Origin of the sequence: Bradyrhizobium sp. CCBAU 65884, assembly GCF_028128835.1 — a bacterium.
Classification (GTDB): Bacteria; Pseudomonadota; Alphaproteobacteria; order Rhizobiales; family Xanthobacteraceae; genus Bradyrhizobium; species Bradyrhizobium ottawaense.
Window position 1 is genome coordinate 85,259 of the sequence record NZ_LBJU01000119.1, and the last position, 21,830, is coordinate 107,088.

18 protein-coding genes and 1 pseudogene are annotated in these 21,830 nt (G+C 59.2%); 5 read left to right on the plus strand and 14 right to left on the minus strand.

Annotated features, from left to right (window positions below; translation table 11 throughout):
- Window positions 1-32: 32 nt before the first annotated feature.
- From XI03_RS20720 to XI03_RS20750, 7 genes are all read right to left on the minus strand, one after another.
- Window positions 33-1,466, minus strand: coding sequence for an NAD-dependent succinate-semialdehyde dehydrogenase (locus XI03_RS20720; RefSeq protein WP_271593096.1), 1,434 nt, complete (start codon window positions 1,464-1,466; stop codon window positions 33-35).
- An 86-nt stretch (window positions 1,467-1,552) separates the two neighbouring features.
- On the minus strand, window positions 1,553-2,452 hold the full coding sequence (locus XI03_RS20725; RefSeq protein ID WP_271593097.1) for a dihydrodipicolinate synthase family protein: 900 nt from the start codon (window positions 2,450-2,452) through the stop codon (window positions 1,553-1,555).
- 6 nt (window positions 2,453-2,458) lie between these two features.
- Window positions 2,459-3,304, minus strand: a complete 846-nt coding sequence (locus XI03_RS20730; protein ID WP_271593098.1) for an amino acid ABC transporter ATP-binding protein — start codon at window positions 3,302-3,304, stop codon at window positions 2,459-2,461.
- A complete protein-coding gene (locus XI03_RS20735; protein ID WP_271593099.1) occupies window positions 3,304-3,957 on the minus strand; it encodes an amino acid ABC transporter permease in 654 nt (217 codons plus the stop codon). Before XI03_RS20735 ends, XI03_RS20730 begins: the two co-directional genes overlap by 1 nt.
- Window positions 3,958-3,968: 11 nt before the next feature.
- Window positions 3,969-4,940: a proline racemase family protein gene (locus XI03_RS20740; protein ID WP_271593100.1), complete on the minus strand. Its 972-nt coding sequence runs from the start codon at window positions 4,938-4,940 to the stop codon at window positions 3,969-3,971.
- Between the two features lie 4 nt (window positions 4,941-4,944).
- Entirely contained in the window at window positions 4,945-5,787 is an 843-nt protein-coding gene (locus XI03_RS20745) for a transporter substrate-binding domain-containing protein (protein WP_271593101.1), read from the minus strand.
- Between the two features lie 95 nt (window positions 5,788-5,882).
- Window positions 5,883-7,118 carry an NAD(P)/FAD-dependent oxidoreductase gene (locus XI03_RS20750; RefSeq protein ID WP_271593102.1) on the minus strand — a complete coding sequence of 412 codons (1,236 nt, stop codon included), beginning with the start codon at window positions 7,116-7,118 and terminating at the stop codon, window positions 5,883-5,885.
- A gap of 341 nt (window positions 7,119-7,459) precedes the next feature.
- Here XI03_RS20750 and XI03_RS20755 point away from each other — a divergent pair, with 341 nt between their 5' ends.
- The 3 genes and pseudogenes from XI03_RS20755 (at window position 7,460) to XI03_RS20765 (ending at window position 11,511) form a co-directional block, all read left to right on the plus strand.
- Window positions 7,460-7,870: a hypothetical protein gene (locus XI03_RS20755; RefSeq protein WP_271593103.1), complete on the plus strand. Its 411-nt coding sequence runs from the start codon at window positions 7,460-7,462 to the stop codon at window positions 7,868-7,870.
- Window positions 7,871-8,347: 477 nt separating this feature from the next.
- Window positions 8,348-9,940, plus strand: coding sequence for a citrate lyase subunit alpha (citF, locus tag XI03_RS20760; protein ID WP_271593104.1), 1,593 nt, complete (start codon window positions 8,348-8,350; stop codon window positions 9,938-9,940).
- A 62-nt stretch (window positions 9,941-10,002) separates the two neighbouring features.
- A pseudogene (locus tag XI03_RS20765) lies at window positions 10,003-11,511 on the plus strand (fumarate hydratase).
- Window positions 11,512-11,948: 437 nt separating this feature from the next.
- Here XI03_RS20765 and XI03_RS20770 read toward each other — a convergent pair.
- The gene (locus XI03_RS20770) at window positions 11,949-13,097 is read right to left on the minus strand and encodes a CaiB/BaiF CoA transferase family protein (protein WP_271593105.1); all 1,149 of its coding nucleotides are present in this window, start codon (window positions 13,095-13,097) and stop codon (window positions 11,949-11,951) included.
- 213 nt (window positions 13,098-13,310) lie between these two features.
- Between XI03_RS20770 and XI03_RS20775 the strand changes: the two genes are divergently transcribed.
- Together XI03_RS20775 and XI03_RS20780 are read left to right on the plus strand one after the other, a co-directional pair.
- On the plus strand, window positions 13,311-14,156 hold the full coding sequence (locus XI03_RS20775) for an HpcH/HpaI aldolase/citrate lyase family protein (protein ID WP_271593106.1): 846 nt from the start codon (window positions 13,311-13,313) through the stop codon (window positions 14,154-14,156).
- Between the two features lie 91 nt (window positions 14,157-14,247).
- Window positions 14,248-15,132, plus strand: a complete 885-nt coding sequence (locus tag XI03_RS20780; protein ID WP_271593107.1) for an NAD(P)-dependent oxidoreductase — start codon at window positions 14,248-14,250, stop codon at window positions 15,130-15,132.
- 84 nt (window positions 15,133-15,216) lie between these two features.
- On the opposite strand, the gene XI03_RS20785 is transcribed toward XI03_RS20780, so the two are convergent.
- The 6 genes from XI03_RS20785 to XI03_RS20810 all read right to left on the minus strand — a co-directional run bounded on the left by XI03_RS20785 (window position 15,217) and on the right by XI03_RS20810 (window position 21,774).
- Complete coding sequence (locus XI03_RS20785) at window positions 15,217-16,143, minus strand: electron transfer flavoprotein subunit alpha/FixB family protein (RefSeq protein ID WP_271593108.1); 927 nt, start codon at window positions 16,141-16,143, stop codon at window positions 15,217-15,219.
- Complete coding sequence (locus tag XI03_RS20790; protein ID WP_271593109.1) at window positions 16,140-16,889, minus strand: electron transfer flavoprotein subunit beta/FixA family protein; 750 nt, start codon at window positions 16,887-16,889, stop codon at window positions 16,140-16,142. Before XI03_RS20790 ends, XI03_RS20785 begins: the two co-directional genes overlap by 4 nt.
- A gap of 181 nt (window positions 16,890-17,070) precedes the next feature.
- Complete coding sequence (locus XI03_RS20795) at window positions 17,071-17,484, minus strand: hypothetical protein (protein ID WP_271593110.1); 414 nt, start codon at window positions 17,482-17,484, stop codon at window positions 17,071-17,073.
- 12 nt (window positions 17,485-17,496) lie between these two features.
- Window positions 17,497-19,131, minus strand: coding sequence for a GMC family oxidoreductase (locus XI03_RS20800; RefSeq protein WP_271593111.1), 1,635 nt, complete (start codon window positions 19,129-19,131; stop codon window positions 17,497-17,499).
- A gap of 145 nt (window positions 19,132-19,276) precedes the next feature.
- Window positions 19,277-20,257: an ABC transporter permease gene (locus tag XI03_RS20805; protein WP_271593112.1), complete on the minus strand. Its 981-nt coding sequence runs from the start codon at window positions 20,255-20,257 to the stop codon at window positions 19,277-19,279.
- Complete coding sequence (locus tag XI03_RS20810; protein WP_271593113.1) at window positions 20,254-21,774, minus strand: sugar ABC transporter ATP-binding protein; 1,521 nt, start codon at window positions 21,772-21,774, stop codon at window positions 20,254-20,256. Before XI03_RS20810 ends, XI03_RS20805 begins: the two co-directional genes overlap by 4 nt.
- Window positions 21,775-21,830 lie beyond the last annotated feature (56 nt).

A 21,830-nucleotide genomic window follows, 5' to 3' on the forward strand; every position in this document is an offset into this window, starting at 1 on the left:
CCACGCTCCTTTTGGTTCGGTCTCATCGCCTGCTAGACATGAAGGTGGCCGACATACTTTCTTACGGTATAGGATTCCAAACCTTCGATGCCGCCTTCGCGACCCCAGCCGCTGTCGCCGATTCCGCCGAAGGGGGTTTCGGGTATCGTCACCACCATCTGATTGATGCCGATAACGCCGACCTCCAGATTCTCCGCTATGCGGTTCGCGGACGCGGCGGAGCGAGTGAAGGCATAACCTGCCAGACCGTAAGGCAATGTGTTCGCCCGCGCGATGGCCTGTTCTAGGCCATCAACAGGTTGTACCAGCGCAAGCGGACCGAATGGCTCCTCTGTCATAGCCCTCGCTTGGTCGGTCATATCCGCCAGGATCGTGGGCCGATACATTAGACCTGTCGTCTTCAGTCGTTCGCCTCCAACCACAAGGCGGGCCGAATGGGACAAGGCGTCGGAGATTAGGTCATCCATCGCAGTGACTCGGCGGGTGTTAGCGACGGGACCAACGGTGGTACCTGCTTGCAGACCGTCGCCCACCACCTGCTTCTCCACGAAGGCACGGGCGTGTTCGAGGTACTCCTCGTAGACCGGCCGTTCGACGAAGAAGCGTGTCGGCGAAGTACACACCTGGCCAGTGTTGCGCAGCTTGATCGCCATTGAGAGCTCCGCCGCGCGCTGCACCTCAGCGTCCTTCGCGACAATCACCGGCGCATGGCCGCCCAGCTCCATGGTGGCTAGCGTCAGAGTCTCTCCCGCCAGCCGAGCGAGGTGGCGCCCCACCGGGGTCGACCCAGTGAAGGAGATCTTGCGGATGACCGGAGAGCGTAGGAGATATTCGGAGATTTTCGCGGGCACGCCGAAGACCACGTTCAGAACGCCTCGGGGTAGCCCTGCATCGGTGAGCGCCCGCGCAATTTCCAACGTGGTGCCCGGCGTTTCCTCAGCCGGCTTGATGATGCAAGTGCAACCAGCAGCAAGAGCTGGCGCGATCTTGCGAGCAGGCGTTACGGCCGGGAAGTTCCAAGGCGTGAAGCACGCGACCGGGCCAACCGGCTCTTGTGTGACTGTCTGGCGCATATCCGGAAGGCGCGCCGGAATGACACGGCCATAGCTGCGCCGTCCTTCCTCAGCGAACCAGTCAAAGAACTCTGCCGCCGCGGTGATCTCACCTTTCGCTTCCGCCAGGGTCTTACCTTCCTCCAAGGTCAGCACCGTAGCGATGCGCTCCAAACGCTCGCGCATCAGGTCAGCAGCGCGGCGCAAGATCTGCCCGCGCTCGTACGGCGAGGTTCGCTTCCAGCCCTCAAAGGAGCGGCTTGCCGCCGCAAGTGCGCGGTCGAGTTCTACCGTGCCGGCATGCGGCAGCATGCCGAGAGGCAGTTCGGTAGCTGGGTTGAGAACGGCTTCGCTTCCAGCATTGGTTTCCTCAATCCATTCGCCATCGATGAGGAGTGCAAGTTTCGTATACATTCTTATTCCTTGAGCAGGGTAAGGTGTGTCCTGACGCCTTTAGGCGCGGGCCCGATGGACCGAATTCTTGAGTCGAGACTGTCTCGTTAGGCCTTGGCCCAGCGAGTAAGGCCAGCTTCGGCGATGATCTTCGCGATGGCCGCCTTCTGTTCGTCTGCCAACGGCAGCAACGGTAGGCGCGGGCCACCGGCGCTCCGACCAAGCTGGCTCATGGTCTCTTTGATCGCCGCGTAATAGGAGCCGGACTGGAAGCAACGGTAGAAGGCGAAGACGTCGCGGCCGAGATCATCCAATGCCTTATCGCCACTCAGAGCCTTGTCCCAGTAGTCGCGGATCAACGGCCCTGCGATTTGATGCGCCATGGCCACGACCCCATGAGCGCCAACTGCGCGGGCCGGCACGATCATTGTCTCGTAACCGACGAAAACACGAAGTCTGCTTCCGACACGCTGCACAAGCTCTGTCACTTGAGTAATGACGCCGGAGCTATCCTTAATAGCGACGACAGTTGGCAGGGCAGAGAGTTGCTCAACAAGGGCCGGGGTGATGTCGATACCCGCGCGGCGGGGGCTGTTGTAGAGCATCAGCGGCAGTGAGGTATTGCGGGAGATGTACTCGAAGAAGGCCACGATCTCACGCGGGCTCGGCATGGCGTAGATAGGTGGAAGGATCATACCGCCCGCGCAGCCGGCCGCGACAGCTGACTGACAAGCTTCCAGTACATCTTCGACACGGAGGTCGGCGACGCCCGCCAAGACGGGGACGCGGCCAGCCACGTGGTCAACCGACAACTTGTAAAGGCGCGCGCGCTCAGACTTGGTGAGCGCATAGAATTCGCCGGTACTACCAGCCGCGACGACGCCCTGTGCGCCATTGGCAATAGCGTCGTCGATGAGCGCCTTGTATCGGGTCTCATTGATGGAGCCGTCGGCTCCGAACGGAGTGACGAGAACGGGGAAAATACCGGCCCAATTTGCATCGGCCATGATCTGTTATCCTTTGTTGGAAGATGTAGCTGGAGTTGCGGTCGCCGGCGCGGCGAGCGGACCGAGAAGACGAGCCTGTTCCGTGAAGCGTCCGACGAATGCGGCAAGCCTCGGATTGGCATTCGACAGCAGAAGCTCACGCGGAGCGCCACTAGCCGCGACGACTCCTTGGTCCATGAAGACCACCCGATCGGCCAACTCGTAGGCGAAGCCGATCTCGTGAGTGACGATGACCATGGTCATTCCCTCGGCGGCGAGCTGGCGGATAGCGGCGAGCACTTCGCCCACCAGTTCCGGGTCCAGCGCCGAGGTCGGCTCGTCGAAAAGCATAATAGTGGGCTGCATAGCCAGCGCCCGGGCGATTGCGACGCGCTGCTGCTGGCCGCCTGACAATTGCGAAGGGTATTTATGCCCAGCATCAGGAAGACCCATGCGAGTGAGGAGCTCACGAGCCCGAGCCTCGGCTTCGGCGCGCGGCACTTTCTTCACCACCAATGGGGCTTCGATAATGTTCTCTAGCGCCGTGCGGTGAGGGAACAGGTTAAAGCTCTGGAATACCATGCCGGTTTTGATACGTACGGCACTAACCTGCCTGCTAGAGAGCTTGAGTCGCTCGGCTCCGGTGCTGCGGAAAAGTGGGGCCCCCTCGATGACGATCTCGCCCCCGTCTGGCTCCATCAATAGGTTCATGCAACGCAGCAGCGAGGTCTTGCCCGAACCGCTCGCGCCGATCAGGCAGACCACCTCTCCGCGATGCACGTCAAGATCGACGCCACGTAACACATGATTCTTCCCGTAGGACTTCTCGATGCCTCGTACGCTCAGCACGACTTCGGTGGATGTTGCGGTCATTACGCGGCCTCCTTACGTTCGAACCGACGCGAAAGAGCGCTGAGCGGAAACAGCAAGAGGATGAAGACGGCGCCGATAACGGTATAGACCTCCATCGGGCGGTAGGTGAAACTGGCAATGTAGCCCGCCTGATAGAGCAGATCAGGAATGGTCAGCACTGAGAGAAGGGTCGTGTTTTTGAGCTGCATGATGGTCTGCCCCATCAGCGGCGGCACCATGCGGCGCAGCGCTTGCGGCAAGATAATCCGCTTCATGCGCTGAAAGTACCCCATGCCCAGCGCAACGGCGGCGTCAGTCTGGCCACGATCGATAGACTGGACTCCGGCGCGCAGGATCTCAGCATAGAAGCCGCTGGCATAGAATCCGAGACCAAGAATGCCAGCCGTTTCCTTGCCGATCTGGATCTGAAGGAAGATTGGCAGCGCATAGTAGGTCCACATAAGCAACACCAGCAGCGGGATATTGCGAAAGAACTCGACCCAGACGCGGCCGGTCCAGCGCAAGAGTGGCCAAGGAGTGAGCTGAAGCAGCGCCACAAGCAGACCGATCGCGAGTCCGATAGCGCAGGTGTAAATCGTGTACTTCAGAGTGACGAGCAATCCGTAGGCAAGGATGTCCCAATTGGCGAAGACGATGGACGGATCGAATTTCATGGCGCTCTCCGTCAGGTGGGAAGGAAACCTGCGGGCAGCGGATCGTCCGCTTCCAGCACGAGGGTGGAGAATGCGCTGATGTGAGCCATGCCACGCACCTCCGGAATGACAGCGGGTTTGCCGTCGTTAGCCTTGGCCAAGCCCGCTACTTTGGCTTGGAAGGGCACACCCAGGATGTTTTCGGCTCGATATGAGGCCCCAATCGCCAACTGCCCGCGCGCGTGGAGTTGGGCCAGCCGGGCGGAGGTGCCAGTGCCACAGGGCGAGCGGTCGAATTTGTTGCCGGCCAGAACTACTAGATGTCGGGCGCCACCCTCTATGGAATGATAGAAGAGCACGCTGCCGACCTGCGGCACTCCGCTACGGGCATTTACCGCTTCCTTGATGGCAATGCCCGCGCGGCACCACCGGCTGGCATGGTCGATGTCGAACGGGAGATCGACTTGGTTCGCGTCGACTAGTGCATACGTGATACCGCTATAGGCAATGTCGCATGTCACACTGCCGAGGCCTTCGATCTCGGAAACAATGTCGGAGGCGAGCACGAAGGAGGGCACGTTGCGTAGTAGGACGGACGTCAGCCGGCCGGACTCGAACGTACCGGTCACGTGGATGATACCCGCTGGTGTCTCGATGGACATGCCGTTTTGTTCGAAGCCCTGCGGCAGGGCTCGCATAGCAGCGAGACTGGCGATGTAGCCGATCGTGGCATGACCGCACATGTCGGCGTAGACGTAGGAGAAGATGAAGAACAATCCCTGGTCCGCCTCGCGGGAGGGCACGGGCACCGCCGCCGCCATGGCGGCATGCCCGCGTGGCTCATGGAGCAGTAGCGTTCTCAAGCCGTCATGGTTGTTGCGGAAATCGTCCCGCTGCTCGCGCACGCTCTGCCCGCGCAGCGGTGGGATACCCGCCAGGACCACTCGGGTGGGATGCCCCGCGGTGTGGCTGTCGATGACGGTGAAGAGACGGCTCGTGCGCATGGCGTCAGCAATACTTGCCGGACTGAGGAACCACTTTCATGTCGATGCCGCGCTCGAGCATGTAGCGAGTGATGCGCGAGCAGGCGAGGCCGAGAGAATTTTGCTGCGACATCCAGTTGGCCAAGAAGTTGGAGAATCCCTCGTTGCCAGCTTCGCGGCGGATGCCGATCGTCGCCGGGTTGCGCAAGACCGGTGTGGGCACCACGGCCTTGCCGACGCCCTTGGAATCGAGAAGCGCGGCGTCCTGGTCGGCGATGATGATCGCGTCGACCTTACCTGACTGCAATTCCAGAACTGCTTGATCGCGCGAGGGCACTACGACGATGGTGGAATTGGGGATCACGGATTCGGCGATCACCTGCATGGTGCCGCCCTTCTGCACGGCGACCCGCACTTCCTTCTTGTCCATCTCTCGCCAGGTCTTCGGCGCGAAGCCGGGGCGTGCGACGAGCGCCCAGACGCCTTCGACGATGGACCCTGGCACATAGTCGATAACGAGACCGCGGCGGGGATTGGGATTCAGCGCGACCGCAAGGTCCACCTTGCCGGCCTGGAAATCGGCAGCAAGATTGCCCCAGGTTGTTTCGTAGTATTCGATCTGAACGCCGAGCAGACTGGCGATATCCTTGCCCCAGTCGACGAAGAATCCGGACCATTCGCCGGTGCGCGGATCCTTGATGTAGCCGGGCTCCTCCGCAACCATCACCGGAAATTTCAACTTGCCACTCGCCTTGATGCGATTGAGCACCAAGGACGGATCCTCGGCTCGGGCGGGTACGGAGCCCGACCCGAACAGCATGGCCGCACCAATCACAGCAGCGACGATCGCACTTACCCAACGGCTCATTGTGAGACCTCCTCGTATTGAACTATGTCAATTTACAATTGTCACATATCAATATTCAGGTAGCCGTGCAAGAATAAACTTGCTGCCGGGCAGCCTTATCGCAGCCGATAAGGCGCGTTTGAAATCCGGGGCGCGCGGCCCGCGACCAGATCCGAGATAATGGCCGCGGTCATGGGGGCTCCGCTGATGCCCATGTGACCATGGCCAGTGGCGAACAGGATAGCGGCGTGCCTCGGATGGGGACCGATGATCGGGAGGCTATCTGGCGTCGATGGCCTTACGCCCATCCAGTCAGTCACCTGGGTGATGGATATGTCCGGCAGCATTGCGCGGGCATATGTCTGCAGCTTTTTGTTCTGCTTCGCATCACTCGGCGCGTCGGGCGCATCGAATTCGGCGATGCCCACGATGCGCAGCCCTTCGTCGAGCGGCGTGGCAACAAAGGCCGAAGCTGCGTCGGTGACGGGGCGGCTGATGGCACCGAACGTACCGGGCATAGTGATGTGATAGCCACGCTCGCTGGCCATCGAGAGGGAAACTCCCAGGGAGCCGGCCAGATCGCGGCTAGCGATACCTGCTGCGATAACCACCGTGTCGCAGCAATGAGGACCGGTACTCGTCTGCAGCGTTACACCTTCCGTACCTGGCTCTATGGCCTCAACCCGCGCGGTCCGAATTGAGACGCCAAGCGCAGCGGCTCGCTCCATCAGGCTCTCCACCAGTCCCGGAGGTGACGTCACATGACCACTGTTTGGAAAGTATATCCCACGCTTGTAGTCGTGGGATAAAGCTGGCTCCAATTCGCGCAGTTGCCCGGCACTCAGCCTCTCAAAAGTCACGCCATGCTTCGTCCGCAGACTGTCCACACGCTCATCCAGCGCGCTGAGCGATACGTCGCGCCACACATGGAGCGCACCGTTCGGCCGGAACAATCGTTTCCAATCGGTGTCGCCGAGCATATCGCGATACAGTGCGGCACACGGATGGTTGAGAGCGTGCAACGCCGCATACGCCGCCTCCCACGTCCCGGGACGTCCAGTACGCAGGAAGCGGACCAGCCATGGCAAGGTGCGCGGTAACTCGCGCGTGGCGAGGCGCACCGCGCCGTTAGTGTCAGCGAACCAGCGCAGCGCACGCCACATGACGCCGGGATGAGCCATAGGCAGAGCCGATCCAGCGTTGTATTGAGCACCGTTGCCCCAAGAGCAGCCATGGCCGATGCGCCCCTGCTCGACCACGGTGACGCTGTGCCCTTCCCGCGCCAGCATGAGGGCGCAACTCACGCCGACTACGCCCCCGCCAATAATCGCAACAGTACGCGATTCCGCCATGCGACATCTCCTGTTCGTGCAAAGTCGCGACCGAGGCCGGCTGCGCCGTGATTATCGTCGAGACGCTCCGCCTTAGGATTGCCATAGTACATTGGGCAATTTTTCCGCAAGATTGACGTATAACAATCACGACTCAAAGCAGGATTCAATAATAATCTTGTTCGCCGACCATGCCTGCCGTTGGTCCTTGTCAAGCCGGCAGACTTCGCGCGGCAGAAAGGTGGAACCTCTCCACACGAGGCGGTCAGTTGCCCGGAGGCTTTTGGTCGGGTGGAGCGTGACCAGATTGGCGGCTTATGTGCCGACGATCCCCGTAAGCGGCAGCAGGTGTCGCTGGCGCCTTGGCTATCGCAACGATCGGCACATTTTGGCTATCGACGGTACTCAGCGAGCTGTTCGCATCCCATGCCACAATTGCAGCGGTTAAGAGCACCATACCGTGGGGTTTCTGGCTGATTCCGGCCCTCGCTGCGACCGGTGGTTCAGGTGTCATCTTGGCAAAGGGGCGCCGGGCCGGGCTGATCGGCGCCAAATTCAAGCGCATGCCATTCATTGCAGGAAATGGCATCCTGATTCTTGTTCCGTCTGCGCTCTTCCTTGCGTCGAAGGTTCAGGCGGCAGAATTCGATGCCACGTTCTATGCAGTGCAGGCGATCGAGCTCGTCGCGGGCGCAACAAACATTACACTTCTTGCTCTCAACATACGGGACGGTCCCAAAATGAAGGGATGGTCACGCTGCAAATCCGCTTGATCACCTAACCGGAACTGCGCGGACAACTGTCCTGACGCCCCGTATTGTCGTGACTTTATGCGTACGCGCCCTAAGTACGGATGATTAGCTCGAGTATCTCTTGATTTCGAAGCTGATGCTACCTGACGATCGCCTCGCAGTAGAGCCGTGCATCATCTAAAGTCGTATGGGCATTGGGCGCAGTCCGGTAATGAAATCGGAATGGCGCAAGTGTCGATGGCCTTGTGTACCGTGAGCTGAGGGAGGCACGGGATGGTGAGTGCTTGGTACCGCGGCGGAGTGGATGCGTCGCGGTCTCTGCGAGATGGGCGCCGATGTGAGCGCCCACCCATCGCAGCCATTGGTATTTGCTCTAGCTCTTCAAGCGAATTCGCTCTTTCTCAGCCACATTGGATATGGCAACTCACACCTTGGTTTTCGGCACACTGGTAATCGTCCTCGTTAGGCCAAGTCCGCACTACCCGATAGGAGTTGCAGATGTCGGACATCCTTGGACGAGGTGTACCAAGTTCCATAGAAGGCTACGGCCGCGCCAAGCCCTTCGCCGGAGCATTGCAAGTGGTTGGCCCTATATCGCGAGCCGCTACCGTGGTTCGTTGCGCCTCGCCTGGAGTTCCAAAGACCCTACCAAGTGTTAGGGCGGCTCTCGACGCATGTGAGCTTCGCGATGGCGCGACCATCTCCTTCCATCATCATCTTCGCAACGGCGATCGTGTCCTTAACTTGGTGCTTTCGGAAATTGCGGCAAAGGGTCTAAAAGACATCACGGTGGCGGCAAGCGCGCTGTTTCCCGTTCACGCTCCTCTTGTGGACCACATCCAACGCGAAGTCGTCAGTGGACTGGCCGCAAGTACCATCTATGGCCCACTTGCCGATGCAGTCTCGAGGGGTCAGCTGGCTAAGCCCGTACTGATGTCCACGCATGGGGGGCGCGCGCGCTGCATCGAGTCCGGTGCACTTCACATTGACGTAGCGTTCGTTGCTGCGCCAACGGCCGACGAATACGGGAATCTCAACGGTGTCAACGGCAGGGCCGCTTGCGGCCCGCTCGGCTATGCTGCTCCTGACGTTCAATATGCGGATAGAGTCGTTGCGATTACGGACAATCTGGTCCCGTACCCCGCGACGCCGATAGAAATTTCGCAAGACTGCGTCGACTTCATTGTCGCCGTCGACTCGATCGGCGATCCCGAGCAGATTGTGTCCGGAACTACCCGTCTGACAAGCGATCCTCTTGGTTTGCAGATTGCGGAGATGGCAGCCAGGATAATCGAGGCATCGGGATTGCTGAACGAGGGATTCTCTTTCCAGACCGGTGCCGGCGGAGTGTCGTTGGCCGCCGCGACTTATCTTCGAGACATCATGATCCGTCGCAAGGTGCAAGGCAGCTTCGCCTCCGGAGGCATTACCGGCGGGATCGTCCAAATGTTCGATGTGGGCCTGTTTCGTGCGTTGCTCGATGTTCAGGCCTTCGATCTCGAAGCCGTGGCATCCTACCGCCGCAGCCCGGCTCATCACGGCATGTCGGCTTCAATGTATGCCAACCCACACAACCGCGGATGTGTCGTGAACCAGCTGGACGCTGTCATCCTTGGCGCTGCTGAAATCGATGTAGCCTTCAACGTCAACGTAACAACGGGAAATGGAGGAATGATCCTCGGAGGATCCGGCGGACATGCGGATACCGCTGCCGGATCCAAGCTCACATTGATAACCACGCAACTAACCGCCGGGCGCGTCCCGAAGATAGTGGATCGCGTCAAAACGTTGACGACTCCGGGAGAGTCGGTCGACGCCGTCGTCACGGAAGCTGGTGTCGCGGTCAATCCGCGGCGCACCGACCTGCTCGATCGGCTGAAATGCGCGAATGTGCCTCTGGTCTCGATCGAATGCTTGAGGGACGCGGCAGCGCGCAAGGCGGGCCCACCAAACGCGGTTGCCGTCGAGGACAATAGGATCGTCGCTGTTGTCGAGTACAGGGATGGTACCGTCATCGACGTCGTAAGAGCCGTGCCGAAGGTGTCAACTGCGAAAACCTGGAGAGAGGATGAAAGTCCCGACCGTGGTTAGGCCGGATCCCCAACTGAGCAATCTCCGTCAGCATTTGAGCCTCCTCGAGGAAAAGACCAATTATGACCGCCCCCATTGCCGAGGAAGACATCATTCACAGCGTCGCGGACGCTCTTCAGTATATTTCTTACTACCATCCGCCAGACTACATTCGACACCTGACTACGCCTATGAAGCCGAGAGAAGCCCGTCGGCCAAGGACGCGATCGCTCAGATTCTCGTGAATTCGAGGATGTCCGACGCTCGGCAAGCGGCCCCTCTGCCAAGATACGGGGCTCGTCAGTGCGTTCGTCAAAGTCGGTATGAACGCGCGATTTGCGACGGCTCGAAGCCTTTCCGAGTTGATCGACGAAGGCGTGAGACTTGCCTACACGGATCAGAACAATCCGCTGCGAGCGTCCATGGTGTTCGATCCACTATTCGCGCGCAACAACACGCACGATAATTCGCCGGCGGTAGTTCATGCTGAACTCGTTCCCGGCGAACACCTCGACATCACACTCTGTGCGAAGGGCGGCGGGTCGGAGAATAAGGCACGGTTCGTCACGCTCAATCCAAGTGATTCCGTCGTGGACTGGATATTGGATACCTGTTCCCCGCTTAGGAGCCGGTTGGTGTCCACCTGGTATCATCGGAGTTGGAATCGGAGGAAGTTGCGAGAAGTCGCTCTTGCTTGCCAAGGAATCCCTGCTTGAGCCCATCGACATGTCCGACCTTCTCCTACCTGGTCCCAGGACACCGGAGGAGGAGATGCGCGTGAAACTCTATGAGGGAATCAATGCCCTCGAATCGGCGCACAGGGTTTGGGAGGCCTAACGACGGTTGTCGATGTAAAAATTAAGACATTCCCCTCTCATGCGGCTTCTTTGCCCGTGGGACTTGTGCCGCAGTGCGCCGCCAACCGTCACATTCACTTTTCGCTTCACGGAGGAGGACCGGCAAGGTTTTGACCCTCCCGATCTCGGGGACTGGCCGCAGATCACTCTCGACAGTACCGCGCACGCAGCTCGACGGGTCGACCTCGATATCCTTACTCCCGAAATCCTTGCGCAATGGCGGCCAGGCGAAACCCTGCTCCTGTCCGGCCATTTGCTAACCGGTCGCGACGCCGCCCACGCACGTCTGGTCGACCTCCTGCGCCGCGATGAGCTATTGCCGACCGATTTCCGCAATCGTGTCATTTATTATGTCGGTCCGGTAAATCCGGTCGGAGACCAAATCGTGGGCCCGGCTGGCCCAACGACCGCGACCCGGATGGACAAGTTCACGGAGATCATGCTCGCGCTGACAGGTCTCATCGCAATGATTGGAAAGGGAGAGCGAGGCCCGCTGGCGATCGAAGCCATCAAAGCCATTGTGCGGCCTCGTGGGTCGCCGTCGGAGGTGCTGCTTATCTGGTGGCCAAGGCAATTAGATCGTCGCGTCTCGTCGCATTTGAAGATCTGGGGATGGAGGCCATTTATGAATTCAAAGTCGAAGACATGCCCGTAACTGTTGCCCTCGACGTAGATGGCAATTCGATCCACGAGATTGGCCCGGCGAGGTCGCGTAGATTTCGATCCAAACTGTAGGACGTATTGCAAACGTCTATGGCAACGAGAATGATTTACCAATTGGTCGAGAGCCATTTGGCTGGCATCCTCTCGCTGTTTCTCCCGTGCATCCTCCTGGGTGCCACTGACTTGAGCCCGGCACACCTCCGCCGGGCTTCTTTATTGCCTGTGCGCGCGGCGACCACTTCGACGACCTGGACGTCACATTAACGAGCGCGCGGTAATCGCTTTTAGCACGACAAGCAGGCTAGCGCGGCGATCATACCGCTTTCGACAAATGCGTCTCCAAGGCTTGTCTGCCTAGGCGTTGTGCCTGCAATGCTGGGAACAGCCGAAGGTAATGATGCCGTCGACAGAATGAAGACGATCCGCTCGTCCAACCATCTGGTATCAGTGGCGCTCTGGAGCGTCCCTGGTTCCCAGGGTCAACGTGCTGGCGATCCGAATTACTGGCGTCATCCATTGCTTGCGACCCGGACGCGATCCAGCGAAAATTCGGCTCTTATTCTATTGCCATCGCGATCGAGGCTGGGGACCCCGCCATAGCACTTCGACTCGCCGCGCACCGAATTACCGGGCGCGAGGAGCTTGATGTCGCCACCATCAGTCGCCACGGTAACGTACTTGTTTTGCGGGTGGTCGATTAGATCCTTGAGTTCCGAGAAATGTCCGAAGGCGATGCGCGCTCGTGACAGGCGTGAGACGAACTCCTCAGAATCGAGCTTTAGGATTTGTTCGGCACACCACGTTTCGACCTGATCTCGGTTCTCGATCCGAACCTTATTGCTCTCGAACCCCGGAGCGAGCGCCTGCGCCGGCGCTCCCAAGACATCGGAACACAAAGACTTCCACTCACGCTCATTTTGCACAGATATCAGGACGTCCTTGCCATCTCGGCAAGCAAACTTCCCGTACGGCACGATAGACGGATGCCTTAGCCCAAGTCGCATTGGCGTAAACTGTCCGTACTTGTGCTGCAGAAACGGGACGTTCATCCAATCAGCCATCGCGTGATAGAGGGAGACGTCGATCACACGACCCTTTCCAGACCTCGATCGCCCCAGCAAGCCTTCAAGGATTGCCTGGTAGGCGGTCATGCCGGCCGCGATGTCGCAGACGGAAACGCCAACACGCGCGGGTTCATCACGGATCCCATTGACCGCGCAAAGGCCTGTCTCTGCCTGTATCAAGAGGTCGTAGGCCTTCTGCTCGCTTCTTGGCCCCTCACGGCCGTAGCCGCTGATATTACAAATGACCAGCCGCGGATTGAGCATCAGGAGTTCATCGGCACTGAAACCGAGCGACTCGATCACCCCGGGACCTAGATTTTGAATGAAGACGTCGGCCTGTCTCAACATGTTCTTGAGAAGCGCCTTTTCTTCGGTCGCTTTCAAATCCAACGCGATCGATTCCTTTCCGCGATTGAGCCAGACGAAATAGGCGCTCTGGCCATTCACGAGCGCATCATATGTCCGGGCGAAGTCTCCCTCCGGTCGCTCGACCTTGATCACCCTCGCGCCGGCGTCAGCGAGTTTGCCGGACGCATAAGGTGCGGCGACGGCGTGCTCGACGGCAACGACAATGATGTTAGAGAGATCCGTCATTGTACGTCGCCTCCATTGCTGTACCCGAAGACTGTGGCTCAATTGCCTTCTCCGCAACTGCATTGTGCCGATAGGTGCTATTGACTTACCCTATCGAGAACAGTCATTGGTTTTCGCAATAACAGTGGTCACCGATTTGATGTTGCGGTCGCCCAAGCGGATGCTTAACGCTGCCCGAACCTGCGCGGCGGCGCCTTTGGGTGGAACATGACGATGAGCGACCCATTTCTTGCCTTGTTCGTGCCCGCTACGAGGCCTGACCGCTTCTCTAAGGCGGCTTCTTCCGGCGCCGACGCGATCGTTATTGATCTTGAAGATGCAGTTGCGGCACATGATCGTGCCGCTGCCCGGAGAGCGCTCCGCGCCGTTCTTCCAACGCAGAAATTTCCCGGCGAGGTCATCATTCGTATGAACGGACCTCGAACGGCGGATCACGATGATGATGTCCGTCTCCTTGAGGATCTGCCAAGCTCGATCGGCGTCATGCTCGCCAAAACGGAGCAATCCGAGGACGTCTCGCGCCTTGCGGACCTGCTTCCGGGTCGCGCCACGGTGGGTCTGATTGAGACGGCTACTGGCATCGCCAATGCGCGCCTTCTCGCACCTCTGTGCACGAGATTGGCGTTCGGATCGATCGACTACGCGAATTCGATTGGAGCTGCCCATTCGGCGCGCGCCCTGCTGGCGGCGCGGTCGGAAGTCGTCTTCGCCTCGGCGCTTTCCCGTGGGGCCGGGCCGCTGGATGGGGTGACAGCTTCGATAGGAGATGAGTCAGTAATCGAGGCCGATGCGTCCGCGGCGCGAGAGCTCGGCTTTCGGGGCAAATTGCTGATCCACCCGAAGCAGGTCGTGCCGGCGCTACGCGGCATGGCCCCTCCATCAGCAGATCTCGAGCATGCCCGCGCGGTTCTCACGCCAAGCCACGGTGGCGCTCACGGGATCGACGGGAAGATGGTGGATGCACCGGTTGTCGAGGCAGCAAGACGCATTGCTGAGGACTACGACAGAATACATCGCCGGATCGACGCTATTGCGCGCAGATCTGCCTCGCCATCGTAGTTCATCCGCGAGCCAGCGCATTCGGGACCGCCAGCGAACTAGAAACATCGGCAGCGGTTGCGGCGAGTTTCGCGTCCACAGAGGAGGAGATATGAAGAAACAGATCGGTATTATCGGAATCGGCTTGATGGGGCACGGCATTGCCAAGAACATCCTCCTCCGAGGATGGAAGGTCAGTTATCTAAGACACGCGGGCAATCAACCCACGGACGATCTCGATGCAAAGGGCGCGGTGGGCTGGCCTTCAGCTTCAGACCTCGCGCGAGCATCCGACGTTCTCATCCTGTGCGTTACGGGCACTCCTCAAGTTGAGGATGTCCTGACTGGGAGCGGCGCCGTACTTGATGCCCTCGGCCCCGGTACGACTCTTATCGACTGCTCGACAGCAATTCCGAGCTCGACGACGAGATTAGCGGAATTGGTCTCCGCAAAAGGCTGCAACTTTGTGGACGCTCCAATGACGCGCACTCCGAAAGAGGCCGAAGAGGGCCGGCTCAACCTCCTGGTTGGCGGGGACGCCGCCGTGGTCGAGTCCTTGCAGCCTCTACTTTCGTCATTCGCGGAAAACATCTTTTACGCCGGCGGCGTCGGGTCAGGGCACCAGCTCAAGCTGCTTCACAATTTTGTATCGCTCGGCACCGTCACATTGATCACGGAAGCCGTGGCCTGCGCCGCCAAAGGAGGCGTATCAATGGCCGCTCTTGTGGACTGCCTGAGCCGCGGTGGCGGCGCCGGCGTCGCGCTCGATCGGCTCATTCCTTACATTCAAAAGGAACAGACCGAACAGCTTCGCTTCACAGTGGCAAATGCTTGCAAGGATTTCTCCTACTACAATCAGATGGCTGATGAACTCGGCGCTTCCCATCTAATCGCCGCTGGTATCTATCACACCCTCGATGGCTTGGTTCGCTGTGGCGAAGGAAACGCATACATGCCCCAGCAAGCCAAATTGCTTCAGAAGCATGTCATAAGGTGATCGATACCGACCCGTTCAACACCTCGCCTGAAAGAAGGGACTTGTCCATCCAGGTCCCTTCTTCGCCGCAAAACTCCAGCATCCTCACAGCGCCTTTTCCAATTCTGGCAAGGCCTCGAATAGATCGGCAACCAGGCCGAAGTCCGCCACCTGAAATATGGGTGCATCCTGATCATTGTTGATCGCTGCGATAATCTTAGAGTCCTTCATGCCAGCGAGGTGCTGAATGGCGCCGGAAATGCCGACCGCAATGTAGAGTTCGGGGGCCACCACTTTGCCGGTTTGACCGACCTGATAGTCATTCGACACGAAACCCGCATCGACGGCCGCACGGGACGCGCCCACGCCGGCGTTCAACTTCCGCGCCACCGCTTCGAGCAATTTGAAGTTTTCGCCGGACTGCATGCCCCGTCCGCCCGAAATGACAACCTTGGCCGAAGTGAGTTCAGGCAGGTCCGATCGAGAGATGGTTTCGCCCACGTAGGAGGATAGGCCCGGATCAGAAACGGCGTCTCTACGCTCGACGACGGCGTTCCCGGTCTCGCTAGCCGGCGGAAACGAGGCGATACGCACCGTGATCACCTTCTTCGGGTCGGTCGCTTGGACCGTCTGGACGGCGTTGCCCGCATAAATCAGTCGGACAAATATGTCGGCAGCCTTCACGTCCGACACCTCAGACACCTGCATGACATCGAGCATCGCGGCCACTCGCGGCATGTAGTTCTTGCCGTTGTTGGTGGCCGGCGCGACGATGTGATCGTAATCGGCCGCGAGCGCGACTATATTCGCCGCCATTGGCTCAGCCAGCGGACGCTCGAGCTCCGCAGCGTCGATATGCAGAATCCTCGTTACGCCGGTCAACTTTGCCGCGTGCTCCGCAGCTGCCACGGCCCGGTAGCCCGCCACGAGTACGTGAATATCGCCACCTACCTTGGCGGCAGCGGACAGTGCCTTGTGAGTCGCTTCTTTTAGCGACGCGTTGTCATGTTCCGCGATGAGTAGAACGGTCATCGGATCGCACCCGTTTCCTTGAGCTTTGCTGCGAGCTCGCTCACCGAGGCCACCTTCACGCCTGCCTGCCGTTTTAACGGCTCCTCCGTCTTCACCATTTTGAGGCGCGGTTTAACATCAACCCCGTAGTCTGCTGGAGTCAGTTCGGCGCAAGGCTTCTTCTTTGCCTTCATGATATTGGGCAGCGATGCATAGCGCGGCTCGTTGAGCCGGAGATCCGTCGTAAGGATAGCCGGCATCCTAAGCCTGACGGTCTGCAGGCCGCCATCCGCCTCGCGCACGACGGTCAACGTCGAATCCTCTATGTCGATCTTCGAGGCGAACGTACCTTGTGGCCAGCCCAGCAACGCGGCGAGCATTTGGCCCGTTTGATTGCAGTCATCGTCAATGGCTTGCTTACCCAAAATCACGATGTCAGGCTTTTCGGTCGTAGCGACTTCCTTGAGCACCTTGGCGACGCCAAGCGGCTCCACATAGTCCTCGTGCTTGACCAGAATGGCCCGGTCGGCTCCCATGGCCAGCGCCGTGCGTAGCGTCTCCTGGGCCTGGGCAGGGCCGATCGAAACAACCACCACTTCAGTGGCCTTTCCGGCTTCCTTGAGGCGCACCGCCTCCTCCACGCCGATCTCATCGAAGGGGTTCATCGACATCTTCGCGTTGCCGATATCCACGCCCGAGCCGTCGGGCTTAACACGGATTGCGACATTGAAATCGACCACGCGCTTCACCGCGACGAGAATCTTCATCGGTCGAATTCTCCGATCTTCTTTGACAGTTTGAACTGAGGCGTGTGCCGAAACGACTTTTCGTCGCCTGTGCCCGATGCACTTGGCGACAGGACTTTGGCGACAGGACCGGATTGCAGTAACTGACACGCCAGCCGCACGTGGACGACGCCTGCCCCTTCACAGTCCGGAGCGACTTGACCTAGACCTTAACGTAGCAAGGCCCCCGGGCAATGATGGGCTCGACCGTCTCCATGATCTCGTCGTAGTCGGGATTCATGGGAAGCGCCTGGAAGCCGGTGAATCCGAGATTCTTGGATACCTCTTCCCCCGAAAAATACGCGCCCGCGACGAACCGACCGACGACATCCATCTCCTCAACCGGAATCGCATTGACGAACGCGAGCGGATCGCGAGGCTTCTCCGCAGGCAGCCTGGAGACGATCTCGTAGAACCGTGGTGCGAGATCCGGACGTGCTTTCAGTGCGCGCGGGAGCAGCGTCTCCAGAACGCCGACGGCCCTTGCGGAGGGCATACCCAATTCACGGTCCCCCGGGATCATGGCATCGCATAGCCAGCCCAGCTGAGCGCGGATCTCTTCGTACGTAGTGGACATAAAAGGTGCTCCTCAGGCGACTTTCGATGAGACTTTCTGATCGCGACGACTGTTCACGATCGCTTCGGCATTGCGCAGGGCGAGTGCGGCCACCGTTCCGGTTGGATTTACCGGCCCCGATGTCGGCATCACGCTGCCATCCATCACGAACAGATTCGGGACATCGTGGGCACGTCCGAATCCATCGACCACCGATGTGGCGGGGTCCGCCCCCATGCGAACCGACCCAAGAATGTGCCAGCCTGTTTCACGCGAGTCCGGCGCGATAACGGTCTCGTACGCCCCCGCCTCGCGCATCGAAATCGCGGCGTGCTCCTCGTGCCATTTGACCAATTTTCGGGAATTGTCGTCACACCGGTAGATGACCTTCGGCGCCGGAATTCCGTCCGCGTCCTTCAACGTCGGATCAATCACGACCCTGTTTTCGGGATTCGGCAGATCTTCGCCGATAATCGACCACATCGCGGAGCGACCGAACCGCTTGTGAATGGTCTTGTGGAACTCTGCGCCCCAGCCCGCGCGCTTACCCCACGGCCAGACGCCGATCGTCCCGAGCGGTCCGCCCGTACCCATGAGCTGCCACTTTGCGCCGCGTACGAACCCGACGCCGGGTTGCGTCTCTGTGAATTGCTGCGAATAGGCTCTCTGTCCAGTCGGCCCCTGCCAACTGTCGAAGTGATCATCGAACAGGCCCATCACCATGCCGTGGGGATGCATCATCAAGTGGCGTCCAACCATATCGGAGCTGTTGGCGAGACCCTTGGGGAACTTCGCACTAAGCGAGTTCAACAGGATCCGCGGGCTGCCGATACCGTTGGCGCTGATAATGACGATCCGTCCCGCCTGAAAATGCGTCTTGCCGGTCTCACGATCAACATAGGTGACGCCGGTCGCGAGACCCGATGCGTCAGTTTCGACCCGTGACACGCGCGCCCGCTGCACAAGTTTCACACCGAGCTTGATGTTCGTGGGCCAATGCGTCCGGTCGACGGACCCCTTCGCTCCGTCGAAACAGGCCGGAGCCATGCATGCACCCCGCCGCACGCACGGGTTCATGCCGTTGTGCTTCACCGTGGCAATGGCGTTGGTGCCAGGCCAAATATGCCACCCCAGACGCTTGTGAGCTGCGAACAGTTTCTTGTCGATCACGCCCATCGGCATGGGCGGGAGCGGTGGATCGAACGGCGGATAGGATGGATCTCCCCCCACTCCCGACACGGACATTTGCTCCTCCGCCCGCGTGTAGTACGGAGCCAGGTCATCATAGGTCAGCGGCCAGTCCGCACCGACCCCATCCAAGGTCTTGACGCGAAAATTGCTCGGCTGAAAGCGATGCCACGCCGCGGCGTAGATCACTGAGCTTCCTCCCACGCCATTCCACATGAACGGGGCAACGTCGGACTCCTCGTCATTGATCGGATAGTCGGCCGCATTCATACGCCTGTTCGGGTACCAGCTGAACACCTGGTCTCTTTTGAGCTCGAACGTCGGCTCGTCGAAATTGATCGACGTGTAGTTCGGGTACTCGCCCTGCTCGAGGCAAACGACGGATAATCCAGCCTCCGCCAGCCGGCGAGCCGCGATCGCTCCACTCGGCCCGGAGCCTACGATAACGGCGTCCACAATGTCCTTCGTGCCTGTATTCACGGCATCCTCCTCGTTCCAAATCAACACTTACGCGTCGATGGCTTTTTCAAACGGTTGTCCTGATAGCGGTGTGCCCGCAAGTTCTTTTCATCGGGCCCTGCGCGTACTCGCCCCCGATTTCCGTGCAGAACCTCCCATGGGTGACTCAACGCGATCCCGCAATACGCTTTTGGAGGGCGTCCAACAGGACCGCGGCAAGAATGATCGAGCCGGTCGCGAAGTCCTGCCAGAAGATGTCGATGCGAGCGAGATTGAGGAAGTTCCTGATCAGTGCGATGACCACGACGCCGATGATCACTCGCAGGATATTGCCCTGCCCGCCACTGAGGCTGACACCTCCGATAACAACGCCGGCAATCACTTCGAATTCCAATCCGCGGGCCGTGTCAGCTTGGATCGATCCGATACGCGCCAGCAGGACCATCCCGGCGAAGGAGGCGCAAAGACCACAAATCATCAGACAAATGATCTTGATGCGATCCACATCGATTCCGGACAGCGCAGCCACATTTCGATTCGCACCAATGGCATAAACCTTCTTTCCGAAAGCCGTGTGGTTGAGGAGGACGTAACCCGCCAGAATCGTCAGGATTGCGATGATGAAGGGCATCGGAATGCCAAGGGGTCGCCCCAGGCCGATGATCCTGAATGCCTCAGGCACATTGGAGACCACCTGTCCTTGGGTTGTCACGAACGCCAGGCTTCGGGCGATCATCATCGTTCCGAGCGTGGTTATGAACGACGGGATGCCAAACTTTGTCACGACAACGCCGGCGAAAAGGCCGAATAACGGACCCACCACGAGCGCAAGCGCAAACGTTGCCACGATTCCGATCTCGGGCATCAGCTTGCCGGCAATGGATGCCGTCAGCGCCAGGACGGCACCCACGCTGATGTCGAACTCGCCGTTTATCATCACAATGGTCATGCCTGCAGCCACGATTAGCGCTGCCGACATCTGAGCCATCAGGTTCTGAATGTTTATGACGGACGCGAATCGCGGTGAAACGATCGACATCACCACGACCAGAACGAGCAGGACAGCCACGGACTGGATGAGACCGTAAGAGCGTCGAATGCTCTCCTGCAAATTCGAGCGCCCAGCCTCTAGCGTGTATGTGCTCATGCCGCTTTCCTCCCACTGACCGAAGTTTCGAAGATTCGATTATGCTCCAGCTGCGCGCCGGCAAACTCTCCAACGATGGAGCCGCGGAACATCACGATAGCCCGATCACAGAGCTTCTCGATGTCCGGCATCTCGGTGCTGATTATGATGACGCCGACACCTTCGGAGGCAATGCGTTCGATTATCTTTCTGATCTCGTCCTTGGAGCCGACGTCGATACCGACGGTCGGATCATCCAGAATGAAAATTTGTGGGCGCGTCTCTAGCCACTTCGCAATCAGCACCTTCTGCTGGTTTCCGCCACTTAGCGTCCTGATCGGAACATGCGCGCTCGGCGCCTTGACGTTGAGCTCACGGACGCACCGTGCTCCCATTGCATCGATCTTGCTCCTCGACAGCAACCCCAGTGCATTGCGCAACTTGCCGATGATGGGAAGTCCAACATTCTCCGCGATGGTGAAATCGGGCAGAATCCCCTCGCGCAGCCGGTCACCGGTCAGCAGGGCCACCCCTTCCTTGATGGCCTTGCCAGGATCCCAACGGCTCTTTACATCACCGCGGATCGCGATCGTTCCCTTGGACGGCTGATATCCCTCGACTCCGAACAAGGTCTTTGCGAGCTCCGTGAGGCCGGAGCCCGTCAAGCCGGTGAACCCCAGGATTTCCCCACGATGGAGATCGAAAGAAACATCGTGAAGCATCCCCGATACGCTCAGCTCGCGGACCGAAAGAAGCACGTCATTGCTCGCGACCGCACCTCGCTTGCTCCTTGCGTCGACTTCGACCAGCTTACGTCCGAGCATGTGCTGGACAACCTCGGTAATGGAGGTCGACTCCTTCTGCAGATTGGCAATGGTCTGACCGTCGCGAAGTATCGTAATCGTGTCGCAAATCCGAAATACCTCGGACAGATAATGGGAAACGAAGACGATCGCGACACCTCTGCGAGATAGCTCAGCAATGAGCTTGAGAACGACATCGACCTCGGTTGCGGTCAGCGAGGACGTCGGCTCATCCATCAGCAGGATCGTTGGCTTCCAAGTCATCGCCTTGATGATTTGCACCATCTTCTTCAGGTCGTTCGGCAGACGACTTACCTGCTGACTGGCGTCGACTTCGATTCCGTAGTGGTCGAGAAGCTCCTGTGCTTTGGCGTTAAGGCTGCCAGCCGTAAGAACACCGAGACGACCCGTCGGCTCATTGTTCAGGAAAATGTTCTCCGCAACGGTCATTCCTTCCACAAGATTGATGTCCTGGTGGATGGTCACAATGCCGCGCTTGAGGGCGTCGATCGCATTATGTGGGCTGTAATCCTTCCCGAGCAACTTGATGCTCTCGGCAGAATCTGCCTGGTACACGCCGGCCAGAATCTTGAGAAGGGTGCTCTTGCCTGCTCCGTTCTCCCCGACGAGTCCGACCACTTGCCCCTTTTCCAGCGTGAAGCTCGCGCTTCGAAGAGCCTTGATGCTGCCGAAGGTTTTCTTGACGTCCTTGCAGACGAGTGCCAAGTCACCCATTGTTTCCCCCGTCCGGAGTGTCCGGTCTTCGCCGGACACTCCACGATCTGTTTGTG

What these genes read in the sequence shown, in the direction of transcription:
- XI03_RS20720 (WP_271593096.1), bottom strand. Translation starts at nt 1,466, where the DNA reads ATGTATACGAAACTTGCACTCCTCATCGATGGCGAATGGATTGAGGAA.
- XI03_RS20725 (WP_271593097.1), bottom strand. Translation starts at nt 2,452, where the DNA reads ATGGCCGATGCAAATTGGGCCGGTATTTTCCCCGTTCTCGTCACTCCG.
- XI03_RS20730 (WP_271593098.1), bottom strand. Translation starts at nt 3,304, where the DNA reads ATGACCGCAACATCCACCGAAGTCGTGCTGAGCGTACGAGGCATCGAG.
- XI03_RS20735 (WP_271593099.1), bottom strand. Translation starts at nt 3,957, where the DNA reads ATGAAATTCGATCCGTCCATCGTCTTCGCCAATTGGGACATCCTTGCC.
- XI03_RS20740 (WP_271593100.1), bottom strand. Translation starts at nt 4,940, where the DNA reads ATGCGCACGAGCCGTCTCTTCACCGTCATCGACAGCCACACCGCGGGG.
- XI03_RS20745 (WP_271593101.1), bottom strand. Translation starts at nt 5,787, where the DNA reads ATGAGCCGTTGGGTAAGTGCGATCGTCGCTGCTGTGATTGGTGCGGCC.
- XI03_RS20750 (WP_271593102.1), bottom strand. Translation starts at nt 7,118, where the DNA reads ATGGCGGAATCGCGTACTGTTGCGATTATTGGCGGGGGCGTAGTCGGC.
- citF (WP_271593104.1), top strand. Translation starts at nt 8,348, where the DNA reads ATGTCGGACATCCTTGGACGAGGTGTACCAAGTTCCATAGAAGGCTAC.
- XI03_RS20770 (WP_271593105.1), bottom strand. Translation starts at nt 13,097, where the DNA reads ATGACGGATCTCTCTAACATCATTGTCGTTGCCGTCGAGCACGCCGTC.
- XI03_RS20775 (WP_271593106.1), top strand. Translation starts at nt 13,311, where the DNA reads ATGAGCGACCCATTTCTTGCCTTGTTCGTGCCCGCTACGAGGCCTGAC.
- XI03_RS20780 (WP_271593107.1), top strand. Translation starts at nt 14,248, where the DNA reads ATGAAGAAACAGATCGGTATTATCGGAATCGGCTTGATGGGGCACGGC.
- XI03_RS20785 (WP_271593108.1), bottom strand. Translation starts at nt 16,143, where the DNA reads ATGACCGTTCTACTCATCGCGGAACATGACAACGCGTCGCTAAAAGAA.
- XI03_RS20790 (WP_271593109.1), bottom strand. Translation starts at nt 16,889, where the DNA reads ATGAAGATTCTCGTCGCGGTGAAGCGCGTGGTCGATTTCAATGTCGCA.
- XI03_RS20795 (WP_271593110.1), bottom strand. Translation starts at nt 17,484, where the DNA reads ATGTCCACTACGTACGAAGAGATCCGCGCTCAGCTGGGCTGGCTATGC.
- XI03_RS20805 (WP_271593112.1), bottom strand. Translation starts at nt 20,257, where the DNA reads ATGAGCACATACACGCTAGAGGCTGGGCGCTCGAATTTGCAGGAGAGC.
- XI03_RS20810 (WP_271593113.1), bottom strand. Translation starts at nt 21,774, where the DNA reads ATGGGTGACTTGGCACTCGTCTGCAAGGACGTCAAGAAAACCTTCGGC.